The 25,224-nt window shown below is 61.1% G+C and carries 26 protein-coding genes, 1 tRNA gene and 1 pseudogene; 14 read left to right on the top strand and 14 right to left on the bottom strand.

All coding sequences use genetic code 11. The features are described from left to right. The first annotated feature begins 325 nt into the window (after positions 1-325). The 3 genes from EH240_RS05825 (at position 326) to EH240_RS05815 (ending at position 2,738) form a co-directional block, all read left to right on the top strand. Positions 326-1,339, top strand: coding sequence for an NAD-dependent epimerase/dehydratase family protein (locus EH240_RS05825; RefSeq protein WP_167483936.1), 1,014 nt, complete (start codon positions 326-328; stop codon positions 1,337-1,339). A 158-nt stretch (positions 1,340-1,497) separates the two neighbouring features. Next, on the top strand, positions 1,498-2,124 hold the full coding sequence (locus EH240_RS05820; protein ID WP_245435844.1) for an MraY family glycosyltransferase: 627 nt from the start codon (positions 1,498-1,500) through the stop codon (positions 2,122-2,124). A 431-nt stretch (positions 2,125-2,555) separates the two neighbouring features. Continuing rightward, entirely contained in the window at positions 2,556-2,738 is a 183-nt protein-coding gene (locus EH240_RS05815; RefSeq protein ID WP_425374772.1) for a DUF2958 domain-containing protein, read from the top strand. Positions 2,739-3,675: 937 nt separating this feature from the next. Here EH240_RS05815 and EH240_RS05810 read toward each other — a convergent pair. Continuing rightward, a complete protein-coding gene (locus tag EH240_RS05810; RefSeq protein WP_245435843.1) occupies positions 3,676-3,927 on the bottom strand; it encodes a helix-turn-helix domain-containing protein in 252 nt (83 codons plus the stop codon). Positions 3,928-4,049: 122 nt separating this feature from the next. Here EH240_RS05810 and EH240_RS05805 point away from each other — a divergent pair, with 122 nt between their 5' ends. The 6 genes and pseudogenes from EH240_RS05805 to EH240_RS05785 all read left to right on the top strand — a co-directional run bounded on the left by EH240_RS05805 (position 4,050) and on the right by EH240_RS05785 (position 6,658). Further along, positions 4,050-4,784, top strand: a complete 735-nt coding sequence (locus tag EH240_RS05805) for a hypothetical protein (protein ID WP_206075225.1) — start codon at positions 4,050-4,052, stop codon at positions 4,782-4,784. Further along, the gene (locus EH240_RS05800) at positions 4,781-5,128 is read left to right on the top strand and encodes a hypothetical protein (RefSeq protein ID WP_124996464.1); all 348 of its coding nucleotides are present in this window, start codon (positions 4,781-4,783) and stop codon (positions 5,126-5,128) included. The genes EH240_RS05805 and EH240_RS05800 overlap by 4 nt, the downstream gene beginning before the upstream one ends. Positions 5,129-5,183: 55 nt before the next feature. Continuing rightward, a pseudogene (locus tag EH240_RS40010) lies at positions 5,184-5,351 on the top strand (helix-turn-helix domain-containing protein); the annotation flags it as partial. 18 nt (positions 5,352-5,369) lie between these two features. After that, positions 5,370-5,522, top strand: a complete 153-nt coding sequence (locus tag EH240_RS38770; protein WP_245435842.1) for a hypothetical protein — start codon at positions 5,370-5,372, stop codon at positions 5,520-5,522. A 391-nt stretch (positions 5,523-5,913) separates the two neighbouring features. Beyond that, complete coding sequence (locus EH240_RS05790; protein ID WP_124996462.1) at positions 5,914-6,123, top strand: hypothetical protein; 210 nt, start codon at positions 5,914-5,916, stop codon at positions 6,121-6,123. A 40-nt stretch (positions 6,124-6,163) separates the two neighbouring features. Continuing rightward, positions 6,164-6,658, top strand: coding sequence for a hypothetical protein (locus tag EH240_RS05785; protein WP_124996461.1), 495 nt, complete (start codon positions 6,164-6,166; stop codon positions 6,656-6,658). Between the two features lie 314 nt (positions 6,659-6,972). On the opposite strand, the gene EH240_RS05775 is transcribed toward EH240_RS05785, so the two are convergent. From EH240_RS05775 to EH240_RS05730, 10 genes are all read right to left on the bottom strand, one after another. Further along, entirely contained in the window at positions 6,973-7,773 is an 801-nt protein-coding gene (locus EH240_RS05775; protein WP_124996459.1) for an ATP-binding cassette domain-containing protein, read from the bottom strand. After that, a complete protein-coding gene (locus EH240_RS05770) occupies positions 7,770-8,843 on the bottom strand; it encodes an ABC transporter permease (RefSeq protein ID WP_124996458.1) in 1,074 nt (357 codons plus the stop codon). The genes EH240_RS05775 and EH240_RS05770 overlap by 4 nt, the downstream gene beginning before the upstream one ends. A gap of 183 nt (positions 8,844-9,026) precedes the next feature. Then, entirely contained in the window at positions 9,027-10,013 is a 987-nt protein-coding gene (locus tag EH240_RS05765; RefSeq protein WP_124996457.1) for an ABC transporter substrate-binding protein, read from the bottom strand. A 683-nt stretch (positions 10,014-10,696) separates the two neighbouring features. After that, a complete protein-coding gene (locus EH240_RS40005) occupies positions 10,697-10,990 on the bottom strand; it encodes a MurR/RpiR family transcriptional regulator (protein ID WP_124996456.1) in 294 nt (97 codons plus the stop codon). Positions 10,991-11,302: 312 nt separating this feature from the next. After that, positions 11,303-12,322, bottom strand: coding sequence for a ScyD/ScyE family protein (locus tag EH240_RS05755; protein ID WP_124996455.1), 1,020 nt, complete (start codon positions 12,320-12,322; stop codon positions 11,303-11,305). Then, complete coding sequence (locus tag EH240_RS05750) at positions 12,301-13,053, bottom strand: formylglycine-generating enzyme family protein (protein WP_124996454.1); 753 nt, start codon at positions 13,051-13,053, stop codon at positions 12,301-12,303. Before EH240_RS05750 ends, EH240_RS05755 begins: the two co-directional genes overlap by 22 nt. Position 13,054: 1 nt before the next feature. Next, positions 13,055-14,119: an ABC transporter ATP-binding protein gene (locus EH240_RS05745; protein WP_124996453.1), complete on the bottom strand. Its 1,065-nt coding sequence runs from the start codon at positions 14,117-14,119 to the stop codon at positions 13,055-13,057. Between the two features lie 3 nt (positions 14,120-14,122). Beyond that, positions 14,123-14,971, bottom strand: a complete 849-nt coding sequence (locus EH240_RS05740) for a carbohydrate ABC transporter permease (RefSeq protein ID WP_124996452.1) — start codon at positions 14,969-14,971, stop codon at positions 14,123-14,125. Positions 14,972-14,978: 7 nt separating this feature from the next. Then, entirely contained in the window at positions 14,979-15,884 is a 906-nt protein-coding gene (locus tag EH240_RS05735; RefSeq protein ID WP_124996451.1) for a carbohydrate ABC transporter permease, read from the bottom strand. Between the two features lie 150 nt (positions 15,885-16,034). After that, the gene (locus EH240_RS05730; RefSeq protein WP_124996450.1) at positions 16,035-17,291 is read right to left on the bottom strand and encodes an ABC transporter substrate-binding protein; all 1,257 of its coding nucleotides are present in this window, start codon (positions 17,289-17,291) and stop codon (positions 16,035-16,037) included. 493 nt (positions 17,292-17,784) lie between these two features. Here EH240_RS05730 and EH240_RS05725 point away from each other — a divergent pair, with 493 nt between their 5' ends. Beyond that, a complete protein-coding gene (locus tag EH240_RS05725; protein WP_124996449.1) occupies positions 17,785-18,255 on the top strand; it encodes a phasin in 471 nt (156 codons plus the stop codon). Here EH240_RS05725 and EH240_RS05720 read toward each other — a convergent pair. Continuing rightward, entirely contained in the window at positions 18,252-18,455 is a 204-nt protein-coding gene (locus EH240_RS05720) for a hypothetical protein (protein WP_124996448.1), read from the bottom strand. The two genes, EH240_RS05725 and EH240_RS05720, sit on opposite strands and share 4 nt — an antisense overlap. Before the next feature lie 499 nt (positions 18,456-18,954). Here EH240_RS05720 and EH240_RS05715 point away from each other — a divergent pair, with 499 nt between their 5' ends. Further along, entirely contained in the window at positions 18,955-19,392 is a 438-nt protein-coding gene (locus tag EH240_RS05715; protein ID WP_124996447.1) for a CBS domain-containing protein, read from the top strand. A 592-nt stretch (positions 19,393-19,984) separates the two neighbouring features. On the opposite strand, the gene EH240_RS05710 is transcribed toward EH240_RS05715, so the two are convergent. Continuing rightward, positions 19,985-20,059, bottom strand: a tRNA-Gln gene (locus EH240_RS05710). A 187-nt stretch (positions 20,060-20,246) separates the two neighbouring features. After that, positions 20,247-20,591: a VOC family protein gene (locus EH240_RS05705; RefSeq protein ID WP_124996446.1), complete on the bottom strand. Its 345-nt coding sequence runs from the start codon at positions 20,589-20,591 to the stop codon at positions 20,247-20,249. Between the two features lie 214 nt (positions 20,592-20,805). On the opposite strand from EH240_RS05705, the gene ppdK reads away from it, so the two are divergent. From ppdK to EH240_RS05690, 3 genes are all read left to right on the top strand, one after another. After that, positions 20,806-23,487: a pyruvate, phosphate dikinase gene (ppdK, locus tag EH240_RS05700; RefSeq protein WP_124996445.1), complete on the top strand. Its 2,682-nt coding sequence runs from the start codon at positions 20,806-20,808 to the stop codon at positions 23,485-23,487. 124 nt (positions 23,488-23,611) lie between these two features. Continuing rightward, positions 23,612-24,715 (top strand): glycosyltransferase family 9 protein, encoded by a 1,104-nt coding sequence (locus EH240_RS05695; RefSeq protein ID WP_124996444.1) that lies wholly within the window; start codon positions 23,612-23,614, stop codon positions 24,713-24,715. Positions 24,716-24,867: 152 nt separating this feature from the next. Continuing rightward, positions 24,868-25,224, top strand: a 357-nt coding sequence (locus EH240_RS05690; protein WP_148101144.1) for a polysaccharide deacetylase family protein, incomplete at its 3' end; no start/stop codon positions are given.

The raw sequence follows: 25,224 nt of genomic DNA, 5'->3' as shown, positions 1-25,224 counted from the left end.
TCACGCCAATCGCCCATTCGAACATTAGCATGTCCTTACAATCTGAAGCCTGAGAAACATGGGGATACCCTCACAGTTTATTTCGAGCTACAAGGACGAAAAACTACACCGGAATCAAGCTTGATTCGGAATCAGGTCTGCCCTCATGGGGGTTGATGTTGGGCTTTGGGCGGTGTGCCGCGTGGGCGCTTGTCGGTTGAAGAAATCGAGGACGATGAAAACCCGCTGTTTGCTAGAAAAACGAGGTTGTTCGCGCTGTCCTTGACTGTATAGAAAGACTGTCCCGGATGTTGCGAGGCCACGGGCGTTCTGGAGGGCGAAAATATTGGACAACCATAGCGCGGACCTGGTTGAATTCGGCGCGCACACCCATGTCTTGGTTACAGGTGGTGCAGGCTTCGTTGGATCGGCACTTGTCGACATCTTGCTTGCCCGAAATTGCAGCGTAACCGTTATCGACGATCTTTCGAACGGATCGCTTCGCAATCTTCCCGCTGGCGATCCCCGCCTGAAGATTCGTACCTTCAGGGTTGGCGATCAAGCATTCAATGCCGCGGTTCACAACGAAGTGGGTCAGGCCGACGCAGTCTTCCATCTGGCGAGCCCCATCGGTGTTCAGCGCGCCCATAAGGAACGTTTTGCCGTGACCAGCGGCATTCTGGAGTCGGGCTGTGCCATCGTCGAGGCTTGCCAATTCCACCGGCGACCGATTCTTTATACATCAAGCTCGGAAGTTTACGGCTCTGGCCGCGATCGTCCGATCACCGAGTCCGATCCTGTAATGACGGACATCCGGCCGCGATGGGGCTATGCCGCTGCGAAAGCAGCGGTCGAGCATCTGGTCGCCGGCATGTTTTTCGATTTCGGTATCCCGACCTGGATCGTCCGGCCATTCAACATGGCTGGGCCGCGGCAGCGTGCGGCAACCGGTTTGGTATTGCCGGTCTTTGTCGACGCGGCGTTGCGGGGCGAGCCGCTCGTTGTTCATGACGATGGCGAGCAGAGGCGGGCATTTCTTCATGTTGCTGACGCCGCAGAAGGGTTGCTACTGGTCATGCAGAGCCGTTCCTTGCGAGGACGTCCGGTCAATCTGGGCGGTAGCGAGGCTGTGCAGATTGGCAACCTTGCAAGGATGGTAGTTGAGGCCACCAAGACAAACGCGCCGATTGTCATGAAGCCGTCCAACTCGATCTATGGCGAGAGGTTTGCCGTAACGTATGACCGCGTGCCGGACACAAATCTTTTGACCACCACCACCGGCTGGCGCCCTGTGCGAAGCACGAGGCAGACGATTGTCGACTGCATTGAGCACATGCGTACCGAACGAGTGATGGCTTGACGCTTGGCCCATTGGTCCCGTTCATCGGGGCCGTGCTTATCGCGGTTCCTGGCGTTTGGCTGTTTGCGCGTTTTGCGACCCGTATCGGCGCGGTCTCGAAAGTCAAAAGCGACCGATGGCACACATCGGGTGAGGTTCCTCGGCTGGCAGGTCCCGCCATGCTGGTCGCCATGTCCCCATGGCTTCCAGTCGAGCATGTTCTTCTGCTCGCTGCTATCTGTTTGATCGGCGCGCTCGATGACGTCCGATCGCTTTCCGCCGGTGTCAAGGCAGTGGCACTGGCTGCGGCGGCGGTCTTAGCCGGGATCGCCACAGGTCTGTGGTGGGTCCCGATCGCCATGTGGATAGCGTGCAACGCGGTCAATATGCTCGATCATGCAGATGGTCTTGCAGCGAGTGCAATTGCAGCCGCATTCTTGGGTCTGGGCGGCGATGTCGGATTGGCCGGCGCGGGCGCGTGTGTCGGCTTCCTTTGCTTCAACTATCCGCCCGCGCGTGTTTTCATGGGCGACAGCGGCAGCCTTCTGCTTGGCGCAGCAATTGTGCTGTACGCCTCTGACAAGGGATTTGGCTCATCATTGGCGTGGACTGCGGTTCCGCTGCTAGATGCCGTGTTCGTTGTAATTCGCCGCCTGCGGCAGGGGCGCCAGCCATGGATCGGCGGCACGGACCATCTTGGTCACACTTTGCTGCGGACTGGTGTTAGCCCCAAAGCTTTGCCGGCTCTTTATGCAGCAATGGCGCTGGCGCTAGGATTAGCATTTTCCGCTTGGTATAATTTATAGACCCTACGTGCCCGCCAACCCCCAGCGCCCCTCTTCTAGGGTCAGATCCCAAACGGAGCGTTTGTTCGATCCGAATGCCTGCTTCCGGCGTGTCGCAGCCGGAAGCCGCTGGTCCACTCTCCGGCCCTTCTCCTCACTGCCAGCAAGCGACTGATGTTGACGCAAAGCAGGTGGGTCGTTCGACAATTAGGAATCGACTGGGGTTATTGGTTCTTGGAAGCTTTTCGAACTTTCTGTCTCGCGCCACCGGCCGAATTGCGGGCACTCGCGAAGGAGGTCGGGATGCATGAGTCTGCTGTAGGGCAAGCTTGATCGATGTACTCACGCATCGGAATTCATGTAGGGGGCCGTTCGCAGGTTACGGGCGAGTCAGTGGCCCGCTTTCGTTGCTCCGCCGTTCAAGGCGCGACGTAACACGCCCTTAAAGGTAAGTGGTTGTTTTTATTATTGTCTGTTGCCGGCGGCTTTTATTCACACAGGCCGGGCGAGTGCCCGTTGTCAAATTGTTCACGTCGGGCACCACATGGCTTCTCACCGAGCTCGACCCAGATGACCCGACCATCGCGTTCGGCCTCTGTGCCTCGGCCTTGACTGCCCTGAGATCGGGTACGTGAGCCTTGGCGAATTGTCGACGCACTAGGTATAGTGTCGGTGCTCATGTGGTGACTTGTCCTAGATAATAGGAATTTTAGATGAGAATATTGATCCCGTTGATGTCATTGATCGGACCGATTTGCTTTGGGCCCGCGGCTCATCCATTATCGCTGTTGTGGTTTGGGCTGTAATTTGGACGACGCTTCGTTTTTTAGCAACGTGGAGGTCAGCCTACGCAACGCTTCAACATGGTGATGGTGATGGTTCCGTAACTTGGTTAAATCGCCATCCTTATTTTGTGATGCTTGCCGTTTTTCTTGCAACGCTTATCGGATTTTTTGCTGTGCATGCAGCTATTTATTGGATCGTGTGGCGATCGATCCGAGATTCGAACTGAGTTTCAGTTCCACATGCCTAGTCTCTATGGGGCAATCAAATGTGCCTGACGCTGAAAAGAATAAAAGAGCGCGTTTGACGCGCGTTGCATGGTCCGTCGCGGTCGTGCTTTGCCTCCGCGGCCTCGCCGGAGACGGGCCGCAAGGCGCTGATCATCGCGCGGCGGATGCGGAGCAGGCAAGCACGGATCGTTTGCGCCCCAATGACTCGGCCCGAACCGAGCAATAGGCGCGTTCCCGAGGCTGCTCGAAGGCGCTTGAGCCCGAACTCGGCTGCAATGCTGCGCTGAGACCGTTGCCCTTGCCGCCCGTCCTCGCCGGGAGGCAGGCTCCCACGAGAAACTCTGCTATCAGACTGAAAATCAGAGACGCGCCGATGTCGTTGAAAATGTCGAAATGCCGGCTCCGGACAGTGGATGGCGCCCTGGCTGACCGGGCTTTGGCTTTCCGTCCTGCCTAGGCTCTCAGCCGCCGTCTTTACGGTCCTCTTCGGCTTTCACCCCAACAACGGCCATAAGGACGTGGCGTCAAGAAGTGCAGCCGCGCAGTTATCCGCTAGGCATCATTTGCCGTCCAGCCGACGGGAAAGCCGGACGCCTGGTCCCCCTCCATTCTCTGAAATGAATTCGATCCCTGCCGTCTCTAATGCCTTAGCCAGGGCTTCAAGCGTTGTTTGTCTGGGGATCGTTTGAGAGCTCTCAATTCTGGCAAGTGTACGAACCGTCAGACCGGAGGCGCTTGCCAAGTCCTCTCTTGTCCAATCGATTAATGCCCGTGCTGCACGAAGTTGCTGAGGCAGTATGTCCTTTTTCATGACATTCATCTTGTTAAAAGTCACAAAAAGTGACATAACTGGAGGGGCGACTACGCGGCCGCACAGGTGCTCGGTACACCCAGTGCGGCCTGACCACGCCTAAGCTTCAGGGAGCTCGGATCATGGCTGATTCCGACAATACCACGACTTTGCCTTTCGTCACCCGCAGGAAGATGCTCGCGGGAACGGCAATTGCGCTCGCGGGATCGAAGCGAAACGCATTTGCCCGCAACGGTTTAGAAGACCTATCCGCGGATCCTGCGGTGGCCGTGTGGCGCCAATGGCAGGCGGCCCACGATGAGACTGAACGGCTGTGCCGCCAGCAGCAGCGCCTGGAACGGAAGCTGGCCGAATCCGTTGGCTTTCCTTGTGCGACCGTCCTGCTGCGCGGCGGCGAGGACGTGACGCTGCATTCACTTCAGGCGATTCACGAAGTGCTGGATCTTGGTCCGGAAGACGCGGCAATGCGCGCGCAGGCTGAAACCGACTTCGCGGCTCATCAGGCGCGCTGGGATGCCGCCGCCAGGGAAAGTGGCTATTCGGCGGCATTGCAGGCCGAGCGCAAGGCTGCCGACCGAACGGAGGACCTGCTCGAGCTATTGTCCGAAACCCCCGCCGCTTCCCTTGCCGGTGTAGCAGCCAAGCTTGATGCCGTGCTCAGGGAAGAGGAGGGTCCGGCAGACGATGCCGAGTTTCCCTGGCCACAGATCCGCTCTGTGCTCGGAGATGTGATCCGCATCGGGCAAGAGCTTGTTCCGGGGCAGATGCTTGCGAACAGGCTGGGCATATCGAAGCCGGGGAGGGGAAGAGGATGCGGTATTCGCGTCTCAAACGGAGCGAACGGGAGCGCAGCATGAAGAAACGAGCCGGCGGATTGTCCATCGTGACCAAAAGTTCTCGCTTCAGGGGTGGGAAGGCAGATTCATTCGACACTCGCCCGACGTCTTTCGGTTCAACCGGGAACAAGGCGGTCGCGCCTTGCGGGCAGTGGTCCGTCGCTGAAGCTGTCGAGGTGGCAAAAGTGCTGTGGTGCGACGGGGCTGCAACGGTTGTTGCCTGGTCCGCCCTGTCGGCGCACTGTGAGGGAGATACGCGGGAATATCGTTTCTGGTTTGACGTGTTTAAGCACCTCCAGGCTGGCTCATCCAATTCAGAGCTGGAAGGCATGACGGAAGGCGCTCACCAGCATTCACTTCATTGATGCCATCAGATGCGGCAGCGAAGGCCAGCGTTAGAACCGAAGCGCCCCCCGGCATTTGCGGGCGTGGGCGAAGCCTAAAATCGACAGCAGCCCTCATCCCGCCGATCAGCATGTCGGCAGGCAGATTGCCGCGGTTCGCGTCCAGTCGGACGTATCTCAGGCCCAGCTTGCCCGATCCATCGGCATCAGCTTTCAACAGCTCCAGAAATACGAGAACGCGAGGAACCGCGTGAGCGCGTCCATGCTCTACGAGATTGCGAACGTGCTCGGCGTTCCCGTCAGCCGCTTCTTCGAAGGCCTGTCTGGCAATGCAACCGGCCGTGATGATCCGCCTCTTCCGGCCGGTGAGCGCATAGAGTTTATCGCCAGCGCGGAAGGGCCGGCGCTTGATTGAGGGGTTGATGCACCTTCATCCACGGGTGCGCGCTCGCGTGTCGGCCTTGATCGCCGCATTGGGGGATGAACTGGCAATTCTCGGCGCGAAGCAGGACTGCGAGACGGTCGCCGAACCCACGTCGGCCGAACACAAGACGGCTTAACGACCAGTTTGCCGAAAGCTTATGCGACTTCCTCAATCGGGTGCACTTCGGGAGACGCCGAAACTTCCCTCAAGGGACTCAGCGCATGTGCCCACATGGCGCGAGACCGCGAGGATCAAACCGTCGGAAGCGAAAGCGGCGCAGAAAAGGAGACGGAAACGTACACAACGGCCATGCGAGATTGGAGAATTTTCGACGATTCTTGCCCTGACGTTGCAATGGCACGTCCGAACCTGGGCAGGAACGATGAAAGCTACGCGGAGAGACGCCGGTCGACAGGTCGAGACCGACCTGTTTTCTCGTACGGGCGCCGTCGACGACGCCTTGCTGGAAAGAACGGTTCAGCTCGTCGAGGCGCGCACCGGTCGTTCGCTGTCCAAGGAGGATGCGCGCCAGATCGTGGAAAACGTCAGCGGGTTCTTTCGCATCCTTGCCGAATGGCAGAGGATAGATTGAGCGAAGCGGGCTCGCGTCTCGCATCGGACTTTCTGCGAAAATGACCGCAGCTGGGTGCATCAGCGACGCCGCACAATTCATCTCAGGCCGGGGCGACTATGCCGATTGCCGCCGCAAATACGTTCGAGAGGAAGTGCTTGACGAGACGTTCGCGGCGCTTCTCGACAAGCTGCATTTCGACGAGGAGGTGTTGGCGTGGGTTCGAGACGCGCTCAAGGCGAGCCATGCCGCCAGCCAGTTGTTCGTTCGGCAGCCCCTGCACGAGAAGAAACGGCTTCTAAATCTGGTACTGTCGAACTGCGAGTGGAAGCGAGGCGAGGTTCGTGCAGCCTTGAGGCAACCTTTTGATTTGCTGTCGGAAACGGTAGCGGCGGTGGCAACTGAAGAAGCGAGCGGAGCCAAGTTATCCACAGGGCATCCAGTTTGGCTGGGGTTCTTGGAAGCTTTTCGAACCTTCTGCCTTGCTCCTTCAGCCGAATCGCGTGTGCTTATGAAAGAGATTGAAGTATCAGGACACGCCATGGGGCAAGCTTGATCATCGCACTGGTCTGGAACTGGATGCCCTCGGCAGTTACCCCGGTGTGGCTTCATTGGTCGGGTTCGTTCCCTGGAGGCTTCCGGACGCCGGCCCCAGCGCACGCCGCCTCTCACAGAAGGCCGGCATCCGTAACCCTTCACAAAAGTTGACACCCGACATCGAGAAATTGCTCTTTGCGATCGTTCGCACGCTGCAAAAATTGGACATTTGCGGGGGTGTGCGGGGAATCCTGGCAGCGCGACCCGTGCGCAGAGTGGAGGTGGCGCGATCAATCGGCAAGCCCTTCTCGAGATTGCATCCGAACCGCAAACTCATTGCGGCAAGGATATTTCTCTCTGCGGGCTAGGGACGCCCTTGTTCGTATCGTCGCGGGCGCCGACCATGTATTGTACGAGTTCCTCCGTGTTCGTCTCAGCAGTTGCTTTCTCGGCCACCTTGCGCCCGCGATGCATGACGATGATGCGATCGGTGACCGCGAACGCATCGGGCAGGGTATGCGTGATCAGGATCACCGGCACGCCGTGCTCGCGCAACCGGCGAATGAGCTCGAGAACTTTCTGCTGCTCGGGAACGCCGAGATTGTTGGTCGGCTCGTCCATGATCATCAGCTTGGCGTCCCAATAGACCGCCCGCGCGATGGCGACCGCCTGGCGCTGGCCGCCGGACAGGTTCTCGATCGGCTCTGTGAGGGTCGGAAAGTGGATCTGTAGGGACTCGAGCGTCCGCCGCGATTCGCGCAGCATCTGCTGGTCGTCGAGCGTCTTGATCATCCCGCCGAGATGGCGCTTTTTCACCTCGCGCCCCAGAAAAATATTAGCGCCCACATCGAGGTTGTTGGCGAGCGCGAGGTCCTGATAGATGGTCTCGACGCCATGGCGGCGAGCCTCCATCGGATGCGCAAAGTGCGCGTGCTTGCCTTCAAAGAACATCTCGCCTTCGTCGGCGTGGTAGACGCCGGATATGCATTTGATCAGTGTCGACTTTCCTGCCCCGTTGTCGCCGAGAAGGCCGACGACTTCGCCGCGATTGATCTCGCAGCTCACATTGTTCACGGCAACCAGGCCGCCGAAGCGTTTTGTGATGTTCCTGACAGAGAGAAGCGGCTCAGTCATGTCTCAGCACGCCTCCGGTGACGACCAGCAATCAAGTCGCGAGACTGGTCGATCAGCACCGCGACGATCACGACCGTTCCGACCACGATGAACTGAAAGAAGGCCTCCACGTTGAGCATCACCAACCCCGTGGTCAGGACCGCTATGATGAGGGCCCCGATCACCGTCCCGATCACGGTTCCGGCGCCGCCGAACAGGCTGACGCCGCCGATGATCACCGCCGCGATCGAGGACAGAAGCAGGGGATCGCCGATGACCGCGGAACCGGCGGTGAACCGAAGCGTCGACAGGAAACCGGCCATCCCCGCGGTCGAGGCGGAAAGGATGTAGAGCTTGATGATGTGACGATCGACAGGGATACCGGTGCGGACGGCCGCTTCCATGCTGCCGCCGATGGCGTAGGTATGTCGGCCGAATTGGGTTTTGCGAAGGAGGAAGATGGCGCAGGCGACGACGCAAGCGGTGACGATGACGGGATAGGGCAGGATCGTATCCATCCGGCGGAGCAGCTCGCCGCTCACATCCGGCCGTTTGAGGAAATAGAAGCCACCGCCTTCACCCCGGATGAAGTATAGAAGCGCGTCATTGCCGTAAGCGCGAATTCCCGGCGGCAATCCGATCACCGTCGTGTTCTCGGACATGAGGTAGGCGACGCCACGCACGATGAACGAGGTGCCGAGTGTCACGATGAACGCCGGCACTTTCAGCTTGGCGATGATGACGCCGTTGATGAAGCCGACCACCGCCGCGCCGCCGACGCCCGCGATCAGCCCGACCAGCACCGAAGGAAAAAGCGGCACCCCGCCATCGAACGCCCAACGCAGAGCTAGTGCCGACAGGACCGAGGCGAGGCTCATCACCCATCCGACCGACAGATCGATGCCGGCGCCGATGATGACGAAGGTCTGGCCCAATCCGAGTAGCAGCACCGGAATGATCGCGACCAGAATGTTCTGGGAATTTCGGATGGTGAGGAAATGGACCGCGCCGCCGCTGACCAGCGGCACCGTGACGACGAAGAAAAGCACCATGAGGGCAAGGAAAAGCCACGCCCAAACGCGGCTGGCCAACAGGGCGAATCGCTGCGCAGGCGTCCAGATCCCCGAGGGCTTCACCCCGGCGGGCAAAACAATTCTCGACCCGCGATCAGTCACGTACCGGTTTCCTCGAAAATATGGAGGGATGAACAGGAACCGAAATCAGATCGAGGGCGCCGTGCAAGAGCACCCCGACTTTATTCCAGCCGGGCCAGTTTATTTCCCCGGAACTTGGTAGATGAAGCGAGCGATCGTCGGGTCCTTTACGTTCTCCTTGTCAATGATGGCAAAACCTGTCTCGACGCGGCGCGGCAGGCTGGTCACCCCGGCCGCGTCGGCCACCGCAAATTGCACCGCCATGTAGCCCATATCGTAGGGCTTCTGCGCCAGCACCAGCGTAACTACGCCCTTGTTCAGCAACTCGATGGCCAGCTTTGTTGCGTCATAAGCGACGACCTGGACATGGCCGCCGAGGCCCGCATTTACGACCGCCGCGCCCGCCCCCTGCGCGCTGAAGACGTTGGTTCCGAACACGCCGCCGAGTCCGGGGTCGCGTTCGAGCACCGCGGCGGTCTGCTGCGTGGCCTTGTTGGGGTCGTCGAGATTGTAGTCTGGCCCGAGCACCTTGATATTCGGGAACTCCTTCTCCATCACCTCCTTGAAGCCCTTTTCACGGCCTTCAACGGAGCTGACGTTGGGGTTCGTCGAATTGATATAAACAGTGCCTTTTCCGCCGATCGCCTTCGCGAGCCCGCGCGCCGAGATACGGCCGCCTTCGATATTGTCCGAACCAATGTAACTGATCGGGAACTTCACCGGGCCGTTGACGTAGTCTCCATCACCGAGAAAGGTGTCAACGGTGATGACTTTGATGCCGGCGTCGACAGCTGCCTTCAACGGGCCGACCATCTGATCCTTGTCGGTCGGCGCGGTAACGATGTAGTCCAGGTCGCCGCGGGCAACCATCGAATCGAGGATCGGCGTCTGAATATCGACGCCCCAAGTCGGCGGCACCTGCGTGACGACGTCAACCCCGAGGTCCTTCGCGGCAGCCTCAACCCCGATCTGCATGACCTGATAGAATGGATCGACGACACCCGGCAGGAAGCCGATCTTGATCTTCGCGGCAGCGTGGGCGCCGTGTGACGCTATGGCCAGAGCCATTGCGCCCGCGACTGCAAACAGCGCGTGTTTCCGCAGCATTTTTCTCTCCTCCTCAACTGCTTCTAGCGGCGAAAATCAGGCGGAGGAATCCGTTGCAATGCTGAATCGTTTCAAGCGCTTATCGCTGATTGCAGGAAGCCGAGCGTTTGATTGTGTCCACTCGATAAGTCTCTTCAATGATAGCGCCGCAACGTTCCGTCGTCGCCGCTCAGGCCAATTAACCTGTAACGCATGCTATGATGCGCACGCATTATAACATGGTTCAGCGAGATCTTGCATTTGGTCTTCGGCGTCGGCCTTGCACTACTCTGGGCTCGCCGAATTCGGCGTGGACTGCGGCAGCCGGGCGAATTGGCATATTGGTCGCCGCGGCGACGGGTGAGCCGCTTCCCTGCCATCGATATCTCGCGGCAATTCGCCTGCGACGCGGAGGAATGCCGCGCAATCTCGCGGAATCGGCGGACCAGCCGTTTACACCACGTTCCCAACTCGAGTTCGAGTGTAGAATCTCGGCATGTATCGCTGTAGCTCTAGAGCGTTTCACCGTTTCATAGAAGCGGCGAACCGCTCTATCTCTTTGTTTTGACGCAATTCCTGACGGAAAACCGTGTCACACTTTTCCTGGAATTGCTCTAAGGGCGGATCCATCTAAGAAGCGATGGCGATCAAAGCAGCCGTCGGGGCTGGTCGGCCGGCGAACCCAGTTTTTGCCGCTCCCTTTTTCAGTTTCGGTCGCGGATGTAGGCTTGAAAGATAGCTCTAAATTCAGCGAAACTATTGAACCCTAAGGCGTCTACAAAGCGCGATACCGACGACTCGCTCGCGCCAACCGAAGCTGCGATTTGTCGACAAGTCCCGAAAGCTATGTCCTCGGGGTTCTCCAAGGCATATCGGCCGATTTGTTCGAACCGTCCGGGCAGAACCACACGTCGCGCCGCAATATCCTCTTTCAGGGTGCGTAAATCGCTAGGTGGGCCGTAGGGTGGTTTGACGATTTTGTTGAGAGCCTTTCGCATAGTCGTTGACTTTGGTCGGCTTCACGGCGTGAAGAAGCTCCATTGCAAGAAGACTGGCCGCGACTAGCCGAAAGCGCCTCACCCGTCGCGTCAGCTATCCAATCCCTATCGCAATAGATAAGTCACTTCTTTCGAAGGCAAAATAGTCGTCACATATCGCCTGCCATTTTTGGAAAACGCTTGACGGTCTTTCTGACGCTTTGATTTTCTTATCGCGCCGCCAAAATCACGGTACCGTCAATGGGATATGGCTGCGGATGGTGTTTCGCAGCGCATTCCTATAGCGCCGGCGACGCCATCGATTACAGATATTCAGGGGTGCGGCTGGGTAGTCCCGGCCTGTTCGAGAAAGACGAGCTTCCCGTCCAGCTGTGAGACGACGATAGCGCCATTGTCGAGGGGGAGCACGTCGACCGGTCGGGTCAGCCCATCGAGAAGCACCTGCCTCTTTCCCGAGACGAGGTTCAAGCCGAGAAGCCTGCCGCTGTCGGAAGCCCAGCCACCGGATTGATCGAAGGTGCCGTGCTCGAGGACCAGCATCTCGCCCTTCGCATCGAAGACGACATCGACCGGAGCATTTAGGCCGGCGGCCTCGATGCGGGCGCTGGCTGCTTGGCCGGCCTGCGGCAGCGAGACGATACGGCCGCTGCCGGCAACGAAGGGAAATCCACCGAACAGGGAAACGTAAAGCCGGCCGCCGTGCGCGGCGACACCGGTCGGCACCGCGTCGAACTCGTATTTCTGCCTATCGCCGAACTCGGTAGGCGACAGGGCGGTGAGGGCCTGGCCGCTGGTGCTCAGCCGGGCAAAGGCGAAGAGCTGCTTCCGGCCGCTTCCGTCGGCCAGAAGGCGTTCGACGGAGTTCCGCGCGGCGTCGACGACATAGAGTGTGTCGCCCGACAAGGCGAAGTCGTACGGGTTCCAGAAGTCGTTGCTGACGACCCTCGTGACGGCGCCCTCGTCGACTTCGAGCATCGCGTGGTCGTTGGGGTCCTCGTCATGGCCCGCCGGCGTCCAGCCCTGGGCGACGAGATAGCCGCTTCCATGGCGCTCGACCCGATAGGGGCCGGTCGGATCGCCCATGACGTCGGTGCCATGCGGCAGGACCGGCCCGAAAGCGGTGAAACGGCCGTTCGGGGTGCGCCTGTAGAGGCGGCCGTCGGCTATGTCCGTGACCAGAAGCGCATCCCCGTCGCGTGCAAGGCCAGCGAAGATCGCCCCCGGCTTTCGCGCGATTTCGACTTCGTATCCCGGCGCGGCCTTCGGCTCCGCCAACCCTCGCGTTGCGATCGCCATCAGCGAAAGGGCAATCAATCCGGTGTGCGCACGCATCGAAAGCCTCCGTTGGCGGCGAAGCGAAAATCAGGGTCGTAGGCAAGCCGGTGGGTCGTGCTCAGGCGGGTGGGGTCGCTGTTCCACGCGCCACCGCGAAGCACTCGATACTTTCCGGCGAGTTCGGGCGGTGCTTCGCCGCCGTAAGGCGCATAGAAGTCGCGGGTCCATTCCCACACGTTGCCGACGAGGTTGAGCAGGCCCTCCCTGCTCGCGCCCAGCGGAAACGACCGGGCGGGTGCCGTCATGTCATGGCCGTCGCTGGCCTCCTCGTCGCAGCAGGCGTCGCGTCCATAGTTGGCGCGTGTCGGGTCGACCGGCGCATCGCCCCAGGGAAAGCGCGCTCCTTGTGGCCCGCGCGCCGCACGTTCGTATTCTTGCTCGGACGGCAGCTTCAGGCCGTAATGGGCGCAGAACGCCTCAGCATCAGCAAAGCTGACGCCGACGACCGGGTGGTCGGGCAGGCCGAGAGAGGGATGCCTGTCGTAGAAAGCAGCGCGATGTCCCGTCGCCGCGACGAAGCGGCGATATTGCGCGTTGGTGATTTCGGTCTGGTTCATGGCAAAGGCCTGGCCTTTGACGAGGTGTCGCGGCCGCTCGTTTTCATCGCCGGTGTCGTTGCCGAAGGCGAACGGGCCTCCCGGTATTTCGACAAGCGGGTTGTCCGCAATAACTTCCTCGCCGGCCACGGCACCTCCGGTCCACAGGAATGCCGCGACGGCGAGGAGCATTCTAGAAGTCAACACGGTCCTGGCTCTGGCGATCAAACAGGAACACCCGTCCGGGCGCAAAGCCGATCTCTACCATCTGATCGAAGTCGCCCACAAAGTTCTTGTCGGCGCGAACAGTGAGCAAGGCCGCTCCGGCGCGCAGGGTGACCAGGGTGCTTTCGCCGGTCAGTTCGACCGAATAGATCGGGGCCATGACATTGGTCTTTTCGCTTCCGGCAGGCAGGACGTGGATGTCCTCCGGGCGGACGCCCAATACGGCGCTCGCAGCGTTCGCGCTCCCGAGGCCGTCGACCCTGACGCCGCCGAGGCTCGTGAAGACCCCGTCCTTGACCTCACCGTCGATCAGGTTCATCGGCGGCGAACCGATGAAGCCCGCGACGAAAAGGGTGCGCGGGTCGTTGTAGATCTGCCTCGGCGTGCCGAGCTGCTCGATCACCCCCTTGTTCATCACCGCCACCCGGTGAGCGAGCGTCATCGCCTCGATCTGGTCGTGGGTGACGTAGATCGTCGTCACCTGCAGCTCGTGCTGGAGGTGCTTGAGTTCGGCCCGCATCTGGACCCGCAGCTTGGCATCGAGATTGGACAGCGGTTCGTCCATCAAGAACACCTTTGGTGTGCGGATGATGGCGCGGGCCAGCGCGACGCGCTGGCGCTGCCCGCCGGAGAGTTGCTTCGGCAGCCGGTCGAGCAGGCCGTCGAGCTCGACGCGGCGCGCCACTTCCATGACCATCTGGCGCTGCTTGTCCTGCGGCACCTTGCGGATCTTCAAGGGGTAGCCGATATTATCGGCGACGCTGAGGTGAGGGTAGAGCGCGTAGGACTGGAAGACCATCGCGACGTCGCGATATTTCGGCAGCACGTCGTTGACCCGGTCGCCGCCGATGAAGATCTCTCCGGCCGTAACCTCCTCGAGGCCGGCTACCATGCGCATGGTCGTGGTCTTGCCGCAGCCCGAAGGTCCGAGCAGGACGAGAAACTCCTTGTCGCGCACCTCAAGATTGAGATCGCTGACCGCGGTGAAGGTGCCGAACTTCTTGACCACGTCCTGGAAGACGACCGAGGCCATGGCTCACCCCTTGACCGCGCCGAACGAGATGCCGCGAACCAGGTGTTTCTGGACGACGAAGGCGAAGATCATGATCGGGATGCAGGCAGTGAAGCCGGCGGCGCTGATTTCGCCCCAATAGGTGTTGTACTGGGTGACGCGCCCGGCAATGCCGATCGGCAGTGTCTGCGACCGTTCGGTTAGGGTCAGGATGAGCGCGAGCAGGAACTCGTTCCACGAAATGATCAGGCAAAAGATGGCCGTGGCCGCCAGCCCGGGACGGGCGAGCGGCAAAGCGACATGCAGGAACGCGCCCCATCGCGTGTCGCCGTCGACCATCGCCGCCTCTTCGAGCTCGACCGGCAGGTCCTGGAAGTAGCTCTTCATCATCCAGGTAGCGAAAGGCAGGTTGAACGCCGTATAGGCGATGATCACCGCAGGCTTCGTGTTCAGCATGCCGAGATGGTTGAAGGCGATGTAGAGCGGGATGATCGTCACGATGGGTGGCATCATGCGCGTCGACAGGATCCAGAACGAGATCTGGTAGCGCCATCTGCCCGGATACTGGAAACGGGCGAGCGCATAGCCGGCCAGGGAGCCGAAGACGACCGAAACAAGCGTCGTCGAGACCGCGATGATCAGGCTGTTCAATGCATAGATTAGGAAAGGCCGCTCGACGAAAGCGGCGTGGTAATGCTTCGATGTCGGATTGGCGGGGATCCATTGCGGCGGTATCGAGAAGATGTCGATGTCGTATTTGAACGAGTTGGCTGCGATCCAGTAGACCGGGAAGAGGGTGACTACGAGCGCTACGGCGATCGTCGCATAGGCGGCGATGCGCTGGATTCCGATGCTCTTTCGGCGGTGCGCCATAGGTCCTCTAGTCGGCAAGCCGCATGCGCTTGATGAACCAGGTGCTGAACGCGACGGTCGTGAACAGCACGAAAAGCGAGATGGCGGCCGCATAGCTGGGGTCGGCGAAGCGGTATGCCACTTGGTAAATGTAGAGACTGAGCGTCTTGGTCCGGTCGGCGGGTCCGCCGCCGGTCAAGATGAAGACGAGGTCGAAGAGCCGCAGCGCGTCCATTATGCGCAACAGCAGCGCGATGGCGATGACCGGCTTCAAGAACGGCAGCGTCAGATCCCAGAACTGCCGCCAGGCGGAGGCGCCGTCAATCGCCGCTGCCTCGTAGGGCTCGTCCGGCAGGCTGGCGAGCCCGGCAAGCATCAGCAGGAACATGAACGGCGTCCATTGCCAGACGTCGGCGACGATCACGGAGAACATAGCCAGCCGGACGTCGCCGGCCCAAGCCTGGAGGGGCAGGCCGAGCCGGAACATGATCTCGTTGAGCACGCCGAATTGTGGCTCGTAGATGAGCTTCCAGGTAATCGCGACCGCAACCGGCGGCAGCATCATCGGCAGCATCAGGATCGTTTTCAGGAAATTCAGGCGCCGGATGTATCGGTCGAGCAGCAAGGCTAGGCCGAGGCCGAGAAGGAACTCGGTGCCAACGGCGAAGACGGTGAACACCATCGTGTTCCACAAGCCGACGTGAAACTGCTCGTCGGTGAGAAGCCGCAGAAAATTGTCAGCGCCGGCAAATTGCCAGGGCAGGTCGGGATTCGGGCTGATCCGTGTTGCCGCTGCAATGATCATGTAGATCGACGGGAATATTGTGAGCGTCAGGAGCACCAGCATGGCTGGCGCAAGCATCAATACCCGGAGGTGGCGCTCAAACCACCGCTCGAACGAATTTCCGAACTTCGCACCGATAGAGACGGTCATCGGAAGTTCTATCCGTCATTTCGGTCAATCATACCATGGCGACCCGGAGAGCCAAAGCCGGCGCGTACGCTTGTGCTTGCCCGAGAGCTGATCCGGTAAAATGGAGCGGTATCTCCGGATATCGCTCCACTTCAATCACCATGCGGCCAGCTACTTTATGCCGGTTATCTCTTCGACCGCAGCCTGGGATCTCTTCAGCGCCTCCTGCGGCGTTTCCGTGCCAGCTACGGCTTTGGAAAGCTCGATCCCGAACGCGTTCTCGATCTCAGGCCACTTCGGATGACGCGGACGCGGCGTCGAGGCTTCGATCGCTTGCATGAGCACTGGATAATGCCGGAATTTTTCCTGGCTGGTCAGGCTGGCATCGGTGAAGATCGACTTCCGCACCGGCGGGTTGCCGCGCTCGGCCGAGATTTTCATCTGCTCCGGTGAGGTCGCCCACAGCATGAAGTCGAAGGCCTCCTGCTTGTTCTTCGCCGCGGCCATGATGCCCATCGTCCAGTGGCCGATTTCCGAGCTGCCCGGTTTGGTGCCCGCCGGGATAGGCGAGTAGGAGATCTTGCCGACCATTTTCGACTGGCTGGGGTCTTCGAAAGTCGCGACCCAGTTCGGCCAGTTGATCGACGAGGCTGCGGTGCCCGCCGCCAGGGCCTGGCCGACTTCGTTGGCGTTGTAGCTCTCGACACCCTTCGGCGAGACGTCGCGCAGCGCCATGAAGGTCTTCATCGCGGCAGCACCTTCGGGCGTGTCGATCGTCACTTTTGTCCGGTCACCGTTGAACATGTCGGCGCCATAGGACCAGAAGATCGGCATGAAGTCGGCGACGACAGGGTTGCCCTGGCCGCCCCGGAAGACGTAGCCGAAATAGCGTCCGCCGCCTTTTTCGGAGAGTGCCTTGGCTGCCTTCAGCACGTCGTCCCAGGTCTTCGGTGCCTCAATGCCAGCTTCCTTGAACTTGGCAGCGTCATAGAAGAACATCTGCGCGTTTCCCACATAGGGCAGGCACACGTAAGGCCCCGTGTTGTAGGGATTGCGGCAGATTGCAAGGGATTTCGACAGGAAGTCGCTGTCCGGTCCTTCGAGCCCGGCCTTCTTGAAATAGGGCGTCAGGTCCTCAAGATGCGCGTTTTCCGCGAAGAACGGAATCCACGGATCATCCATCAGAACGATGTCGAAGGCGCCCGATTTTGTCTGGCCGGCGTTGGCCGCCTGTTCGAAGACGTTGCTGTAGGGGGCCTGGACGATCTCGACTTTGGTGCCCTTCAGCTTTGCATAGTCGGCGGCAGCGGCTCTCAGGCCGTCGCCCTCGCTTCCCGAGGGAACGAGCATGGTTATGTCAGCCCAAGCGTGCGTCGCCATCAGCGACGACAGCGCGAAGACCACGGAGAAAAGAAATCTTCTGACCATCGTATTCCTCCCTTTTCCGCTCCGGCCTGTCGGACGGCCAGTGCCAGAACCGCTCGCACGCGTTTGACCGCTTACGAATCGCGCGAGCGCTTCGTCGCAGTCGGCAACGTTTGCAGGGAGTGTGCGAACAGCGCAGGGGGCCACTTGGACCGCCAAAGCATCAATACAGCAGGACAACCGGTGGATCGTCACAACCCACATCTCCCGCTGGTGCACCGAGGTGCGCTATGGCCATTTTAACTGGTTGGCTGCTTCAATTGAAGGGGATGGGGCTTCACGGTGTGACGAATGCGCCCCGGTTGGGCCAAATCTTAATGAGAGGCATGCGGGTGCGCCAGGTTCCGTTTCCGCCAGCGACCGTAGGCGCCGCCCCGCCTTCAGCGCTTGGTTACCGCAGGGGAAGAATTTCATGGTGCAACGCACAAAAATATTGCCATTGGGTTGCGACGGTTTCATAAATGAACGAGGCGTTTTTGGGGGTGTTCACTGAAGGATGGAAACTATGTCCACCGCTGAAAAAACCCCTGATACCATTGAAGGCACCGCCTTACCGACCTTCGATCCGTCCAAGGCTACGGCCGAGTTCCGCGCTGCCGCTGAAAAGGGCGTCGAGCAGTCAAAAGAAGTTCTTACCAAATTCAAGGCGGGCTCTGAAGACGCCCAGAAGGCTCTCGAGAAGAGCTTCCAAACCGCCAAAGCCGTTGGCAGCGATCTGTCGCTGAAGACCATTGCGGTTCTGCGCGCCAATACTGAAGCCACCTTCTCGCACTTTGAAGCCCTAGTTGCCGTTAAGTCGCCTTCCGAATTCGTTGAACTGCAGACCGCCTTCGTCCGCAAGCAGGTTGAAACGGCCGTCGAGCAGGCCAAGGAGCTCCAGGCCGTCACGACCAAAGCCGTCGAGGACGTATCCAAGCCGATCAAGTCCGCCTTCGAGAAGGCGATCAAGGAACTCAAAGTCGCCTAGCTTTTTCTTGGGCGAGCCTTGATCGCTAGCACACCGCCGACGATGAGCCGTCGCTGGGCTGGATCGATCGCGGGCAGCCGGGCGACACCCTCGATCTGGAGTTGGGCAACTGCGACGACGAGGACAGCCACGACGCCGAGCCTGACGGCGACGACGAAACTGTCATGTGGCCTGACGACCTCAATCGCAAGAAGTGGCAACTTGTCCGCGACGTTGGCCCGCTGCCTCACGGTGGCGGGCTTTCTATATGAACATGCGGGGAACAAATTGGCTAATCCGTGTTGCAGTCATGTTGCACGGATGGAAAGACTTGAGCCTGCCGGCACGGATCGAACTGGTGCTGGCGCGGCCGGCGGTGTCGGCAGGACTGATTTGCGGTCTAGCTCAAGGTCAGGCCAGCGCGCCGCGCTCGATCTCGTTGCCGAACTCGCCGCCCGCCAGGTGACGGGCCGGGGAAACTTTTGATACTCCTGTCCGTGCGGCGGTGCTTGTCTCGCCACCGATCTCAGCCGTGCTGCGGCCAGCTCGTTTTTTCGGATCCAGGCGCCTGAATGGGCTGGTCATACCGCATCGTCCGGGTGCATAGTTATGTCCGGGACTTCGCGGGCGGTACTGTCCGCAGCAATGCCATTGCCCGGTCCCGTCTTTGTGCTGCATCCGTCCGCGATCCCGATGGGACCAGGCCACATGGAGGCTACCATGCTGGTAAGAGAAGCGATGACGGGCGAAGTACGCTGGTACTCCCCCGATACGCCGATCCAGGAAGTCGCGCGCGTCATGCGTGATGAAGGTATCGGTTGCGTGCCCATCGGCGAGAACGATCGGCTGGTTGGCATGATCACGGACCGCGACATCACCTGCCGCGGCGTGGCCGCGGGCGAACGCCTCGATGCGTTGACATGCCGCGCGGTGATGTCGCCCGGCATATTCTTCTGTTTCGAGGACCAGACCCTGGAGCAGGCGCTTGGGCAAATGCAGGAGCGCCAGGTGCATCACCTTCCGGTGCTTAGTCCGCAGAAGCGGATGACCGGCCTCATCTCGTTGGGTGATATCGCCCTGAAAGCCGAAAGTTCAATCTTGGCACCGCTTGCCAAAATCGCCGCACGCGACGCTGAACGGCACCTGCAGGCCGCCTGAGGTTTTCAGGGACGCTTGCGCCAATAGACAGGGGCGGCATGCGCCTAGCGGGAACCAGGCATGCCGCCCCCAATGTCAATCGGCTGGGATCCCTGCGCCGATCGGCAAGATAGGCCATTGCAATCTCAGTGGCGGGTGGGATCCCGCTGTGGCGCCTGTTCACACACCTATCAATTTCTCAACGCCACGCAGCAGAAGTGTCGCCGAGGCGCCGTCCGCGAGCGTGACAGGCGCAAGCATCGCGCGTTTGTTCTGCGCCAGGCTGAACTACACGCGCCAGCGGACCACCATCCCGTGACGATCCCGTGCTTGCGAGCGCTGCGAGACGCTGACACCGGGCTGGTCTCTCTCTAGGCGATGGCGCGCCTTTGCTCGTCACTGAAGAGGCGCCGACGAGGCGCAGGAATCATACATGGAGGACGGCGTGCGGATTCTGGAACTGGCCAGCAATGCCGGCCAGCTGTTCGCCCGACAGGCTCCCAACGCCAAGGCGAAGTTCGCGCGGCCTTCAGGCAACCTTTTGATTTGCTTGCAGAAACAGCGGCGGCCGTGGCATCGGGAGAGGCTCCCGGAGCTAAGTTATCCACAGGTTTGGCTGGGGCGCCAGGATTCGAACCTGGGAATGTCGGTACCAAAAACCGATGCCTTACCACTTGGCGACGCCCCAGCAGGCGGAGGTGTGCCCCGCTGCGCGCGGCCTTATAGGACGAGGCGGGAGAAAGCTCAATGGCGGGAATAGGGGAATAGGGGAATAGGGGAATAGGGGAATAGGGGAATAGGGGAATAGGGGAATAGGGGAATAGGGGAATAGGGGAGGCGGCTTCCCTACTTACTGCCTTACTTGCCCTATTCCCTTACTCCCCCCACACCGCCAGCTCGTTGCCGGCCGGGTCGGTGAAATGGAACCGCCTGCCGCCGGGGAAGGAAAAGATCGGCTTGACGATGGCGCCGCCTGCATTCTCGACCGCTTCAAGCGTCGCCTCCAGGTTTCCGGAATAGAGCACGGGCAGCGGCTTGGCGGGCGCCTCGCCGGCATCGGCCTGGAAGCCGCCGTCGAGCCCCTCGGCAAAGGCCGAATAGGTTGGGCCGTAATCGGTGAACGACCAGGAAAACACCGCGCTGTAGAACGACTTGACGCTGTCCAGCCTGCCGCCGGTCGCCGGCAATTCCAGATAGTCGAGTTTTCCGTTGAGTTTCATCGCGCTACTCCGCTTTGTTCTTGTTGTGTTCTATATCGCGGCGCCGATACCGGCAAGTCTTTTTGACGCAGCTTTTGCTTAATCGATTGTAGTGGCCGGGCTTGTTTTGCCGACGTCTTGCCTTTCGCACTGCAGCATCCTATCGCTCGGACCGGAACACGGGGAACCAGGCTTGGTCCCTGTTGTTGTCTACCGAGGGACTTGGAGGGTAAGCATGACCAAGTGGGTTTACACCTTCGGCGACGGCGCCGCGGAAGGCCGCGCCAGCGACCGCAACCTTCTCGGCGGCAAGGGCGCCAACCTGGCCGAGATGTGCAGCCTCGGCCTGCCGGTGCCGCCGGGCTTCACCATCACCACCGAAGTCTGCAACGCCTATTACGCCAACGGCCGCAGCTACCCGGCGGCGCTCGAGGCGGATGTGCTGTCGGCGCTCGACCATATCGGCAAGCTCACCGGCCGTCGTTTCGGCGACCCGTCCAAGCTGCTGCTGGTCTCCGTGCGTTCCGGTGCCCGCGCCTCGATGCCCGGAATGATGGACACGGTGCTCAATCTTGGCCTCAACGACGAGACGGTCGAGGCGCTGGCCGCCGATTCCGGCGATGCCCGCTTCGCCTACGACAGCTACCGCCGCTTCATCCACATGTATTCGAACGTCGTCATGGACCTCGACCATGAGGTGTTCGAGGAAATCCTCGAGGACCAGAAGGCGAGCCTCGGACATGAGCTCGACACGGAGCTTTCGGCCGGAGAATGGCAGGACGTGATTGGGCTCTACAAGGCCAAGGTCGAGGAGGAGCTCGGCAAGCCGTTCCCGCAGGACCCGCGCGAGCAGCTCTGGGGCGCGATCGGCGCGGTGTTTTCGAGCTGGATGAACAATCGCGCCATCACTTACCGGCGTCTGCACGACATCCCGGAAAGCTGGGGCACGGCGGTCAACGTCCAGGCCATGGTATTCGGCAACATGGGCAACACCTCGGCCACCGGGGTCGCCTTCACCCGCAACCCTTCGACCGGCGAAAAGCAGCTTTACGGCGAATTCCTCGTCAACGCGCAAGGCGAGGACGTGGTGGCCGGCATCCGCACGCCGCAGAACATCACAGAGGCGGCGCGCATCGCAGCCGGATCCGACAAGCCGTCGCTGCAGAAGCTGATGCCGGACGCGTTCCAGGCCTTCGTCGACATCTCCGACCGGCTGGAGAAGCACTACCGCGACATGCAGGACCTCGAATTCACCATCGAGCGCGGCAAATTGTGGATGCTGCAGACGCGTTCCGGCAAGCGCACCGCGAAGGCGGCGTTGAAGATCGCCGTCGAGATGGCGAAGGACGGGCTGATCACCAAGGAAGAGGCGGTCGCCCGCATCGACCCCGCCTCGCTCGACCAGCTCCTGCACCCGACCATCGATCCGAAGGCCGAGCGGGACGTCATCGGCATGGGCCTGCCTGCCTCGCCAGGCGCCGCCACCGGCGAGATCGTCTTCTCCTCCAGCGACGCCGAGGACGCCAAGGCGCAAGGCCGCAAGGCGATCCTGGTGCGCATCGAGACCAGTCCCGAGGACATCCACGGCATGCATGCCGCCGAAGGCATCCTCACCACGCGTGGCGGCATGACCAGCCACGCCGCGGTGGTGGCGCGCGGCATGGGCAAGCCCTGCGTGTCGGGCGCCGGCTCGCTGCGCGTCGACTACAAGGCCGGCACGCTGATCTCGATGGGCCAGACCTTCCGCAAGGGCGACATCATCACCATCGACGGCGGCAACGGCCAGGTGCTGAAGGGCGCCGTCGCCATGCTGCAGCCGGAACTGTCGGGCGATTTCGCCGCCATCATGGAATGGGCCGACGCCGTGCGCCGCATGAAGGTGCGCACCAACGCCGAGACGCCGCTCGACGCGCGCATGGCGCGCTCCTTCGGCGCCGAAGGCATCGGCCTTTGCCGCACCGAGCACATGTTCTTCGACGGCGACCGCATCGTCGCCATGCGCGAGATGATCCTGGCCGACACCGAGAAGGACAGGCGCTCAGCGCTCGACAAGCTCCTGCCGATGCAGCGCTCGGATTTCCTCGAGCTGTTCGAGATCATGGCCGGCCTGCCGGTGACGATCCGCCTGCTCGATCCGCCGCTGCATGAATTCCTGCCCAAGACCGAGGCTGAGATCGCCGAGGTCGCCTCGGCCATGAACGTCTCGGCCGACAAGCTCAGGCAGCGCACCGAGGCGCTGCATGAATTCAACCCAATGCTCGGCCATCGCGGCTGCCGGCTCGCCGTCTCCTATCCCGAGATCGCCGAAATGCAGGCGCGCGCCATCTTCGAGGCCGCGGTCGAAGCCGGCCGCAAGGCCGGCGCGTTGGTTGTGCCCGAAATCATGGTGCCGCTGGTGGGCCTCGCGAAGGAGCTGGAATACGTCAAGGCGCGCATCGATGCGGTCGCGCAAAGCGTCATGCAGGAGACCGGTACGAAGATCGACTACCTCACCGGCACGATGATCGAGCTGCCACGCGCGGCCATCCGCGCTCATGTCATTGCCGAAGCGGCCGAATTCTTCTCGTTCGGCACCAACGACCTGACGCAGACGACTTTCGGCATATCGCGCGATGACGCAGCCTCCTTCCTTGAAACCTATCGGCAGAAAGGTATCATCGAGCAGGATCCGTTCGTTTCGCTCGACGTGGACGGCGTCGGCGAACTGGTGCGGATCGCAGCGGAGAAGGGTCGGGCGACGCGCTCGGATATCAAGCTCGGCATTTGCGGCGAGCATGGCGGCGACCCGGCCTCGATCCGTTTTTGCGAGGAGGTAGGCCTCGACTATGTGTCATGCTCGCCTTACCGAGTCCCGATCGCCCGGCTGGCCGCGGCGCAGGCGGCCGTGCAGGTCGCGAAGCGAGCGCCAGGCGCCTGACAGGCCGCCGCGAGCTTACGCTTTTGTAAGCAATGTCACGCGAACGTGCGCGTGACAGCCCCTAATGTCGACACCGTTTCCTCCCAGTCTCGTGGTCCCAAGCCCACCCGGTGCAGAGAAACAGATGCAGCAGATTTCCTCCGCCAATTTCCGGTCGATCCTGATCCTGCAGACCAAGTTCATCGGCGACATCGTGCTTGCCTCGGCCTTGGCGAAGAACCTGCAGCTCGAATATCCAGGCGCCAGGATCGTCTTTCTCTGCGAGGAGCGCTTCGCCGGCTTCCTCACAGCGCACGGCATCGCATCAGAGGTCATTTCGTTTAGCCGCGCCCGCATGCGCGGCACGCCGCTCCAGCGCGGACACGAGCTGTTACGCGTCGTGCGCGCACTACGGCGGCACCGCTTTGACATGACCGTCGACATCACCGACTCGAAAACCTCAAGGTTCGTGTCAAGGTTGCTCGGCGCGCCGGTCCGTGTCGGCCACCATCCGACGGAACGGCCTCTGCGCTGGCATGAGCGCCAGCCTGCCAATGTCAGGATGAAGCCGTTCGGATTCGGCGAAAAACATTATCTCTTCCGCTATTTGTCGCCGCTCGAAGTGCTTGGCGTCGACCTGCGCGTCAGGGCGCCTGCCATCTGCCCCCTGCCTTTCGAGACGACACAAGCCCTCACTTTGCTGAGCAAACACCATTTGCGGCCGAACGCCTTCCTGGCGGTGCATGCCGGAGCAAGCTTCCCCGGGCGCCGCTGGCAGCCCGAGCGCTTCGCAGCCGCGATCGACCGGATATCGGCCGAAACCGGTCTGGATGTCGTTCTGATCGGCGGTCCCGGGGAAGAGGAGGCGACGGCCAAGATCGTCGCCACCGCGAAGACGCCGATGATCAATCTGGTCGGCGCGCTCTCGCTTGAAACGCTGCTGGCCCTGCTCAAGGAAGCGCGGTTGTTCCTCGGCAATGAGAGCGGCCCTATGCACATGGCGGCGGCTGCCGGCATTCCGGTCGTCGGTCTGTTCGGCCGCACCAATCCGGCCCGGTGGGGACCGGTTGGCGTCCCCAGCATCTCGTTGCGCCCCACCATGCCCTGCGACTGCGTCGGCGGCGACCTGTGCCGCCGGACCGATTCGAGCAAGGCATGCTGTGTTTGGCGCCTGGAGGTGGATCCCGTGGTCGAGGCGGTGCGCGAGCTTCTGGGACGGACCGAGATGGCGCTGGGGCAGGCGGTCTAAGGCACGGCACCCGACAACCACATGCAGAACTGGTCCAAGCAAATTGTCGCGTGGTTGCTTTTCGGATGTGAACCGTCCCGATTTCGCCTAGATGCGGGTCTTGTTGACGCCGTCTTGCGGTTGAACGGCTCGACAGGCCGGGCTTGGGAAGAATGACGGATTTGCTTCGAAAATCGCTTTGCGCGTTGGCGCTGTCGCTCGCGCTGGTCTCGGCCGGCAATGCCGCGACGCTGGTCGAGCCGACGCTGCATCTGAAGCCGCAAGGCGGCGGCGGGCGCGTAGCGCTCACGCTGGACGCCTGTGGCGGGAAGACCGATACGCGCATTCTGTCGGCGCTGGTCGAGAACAGGATTCCCGCGACCATCTTCGTCACCGGTATCTGGCTGAAGCGCAACGCCGACGCTGTCGAGATCATGCGCGCGCATCCGGACCTGTTCGAGCTGGAGAATCACGGCGGCCGCCACATTCCGGCGGTCGACACGCCGCGCAAGATCTACGGCATCAGCAGC

Origin of the sequence: Mesorhizobium tamadayense (assembly GCF_003863365.1) — a bacterium.
In the GTDB taxonomy this organism is placed as follows: Bacteria; Pseudomonadota; Alphaproteobacteria; order Rhizobiales; family Rhizobiaceae; genus Mesorhizobium; species Mesorhizobium tamadayense.
The sequence above is the reverse complement of the archived record's forward strand: the minus strand, read 5'-3'. Positions and strand labels throughout refer to the sequence as shown.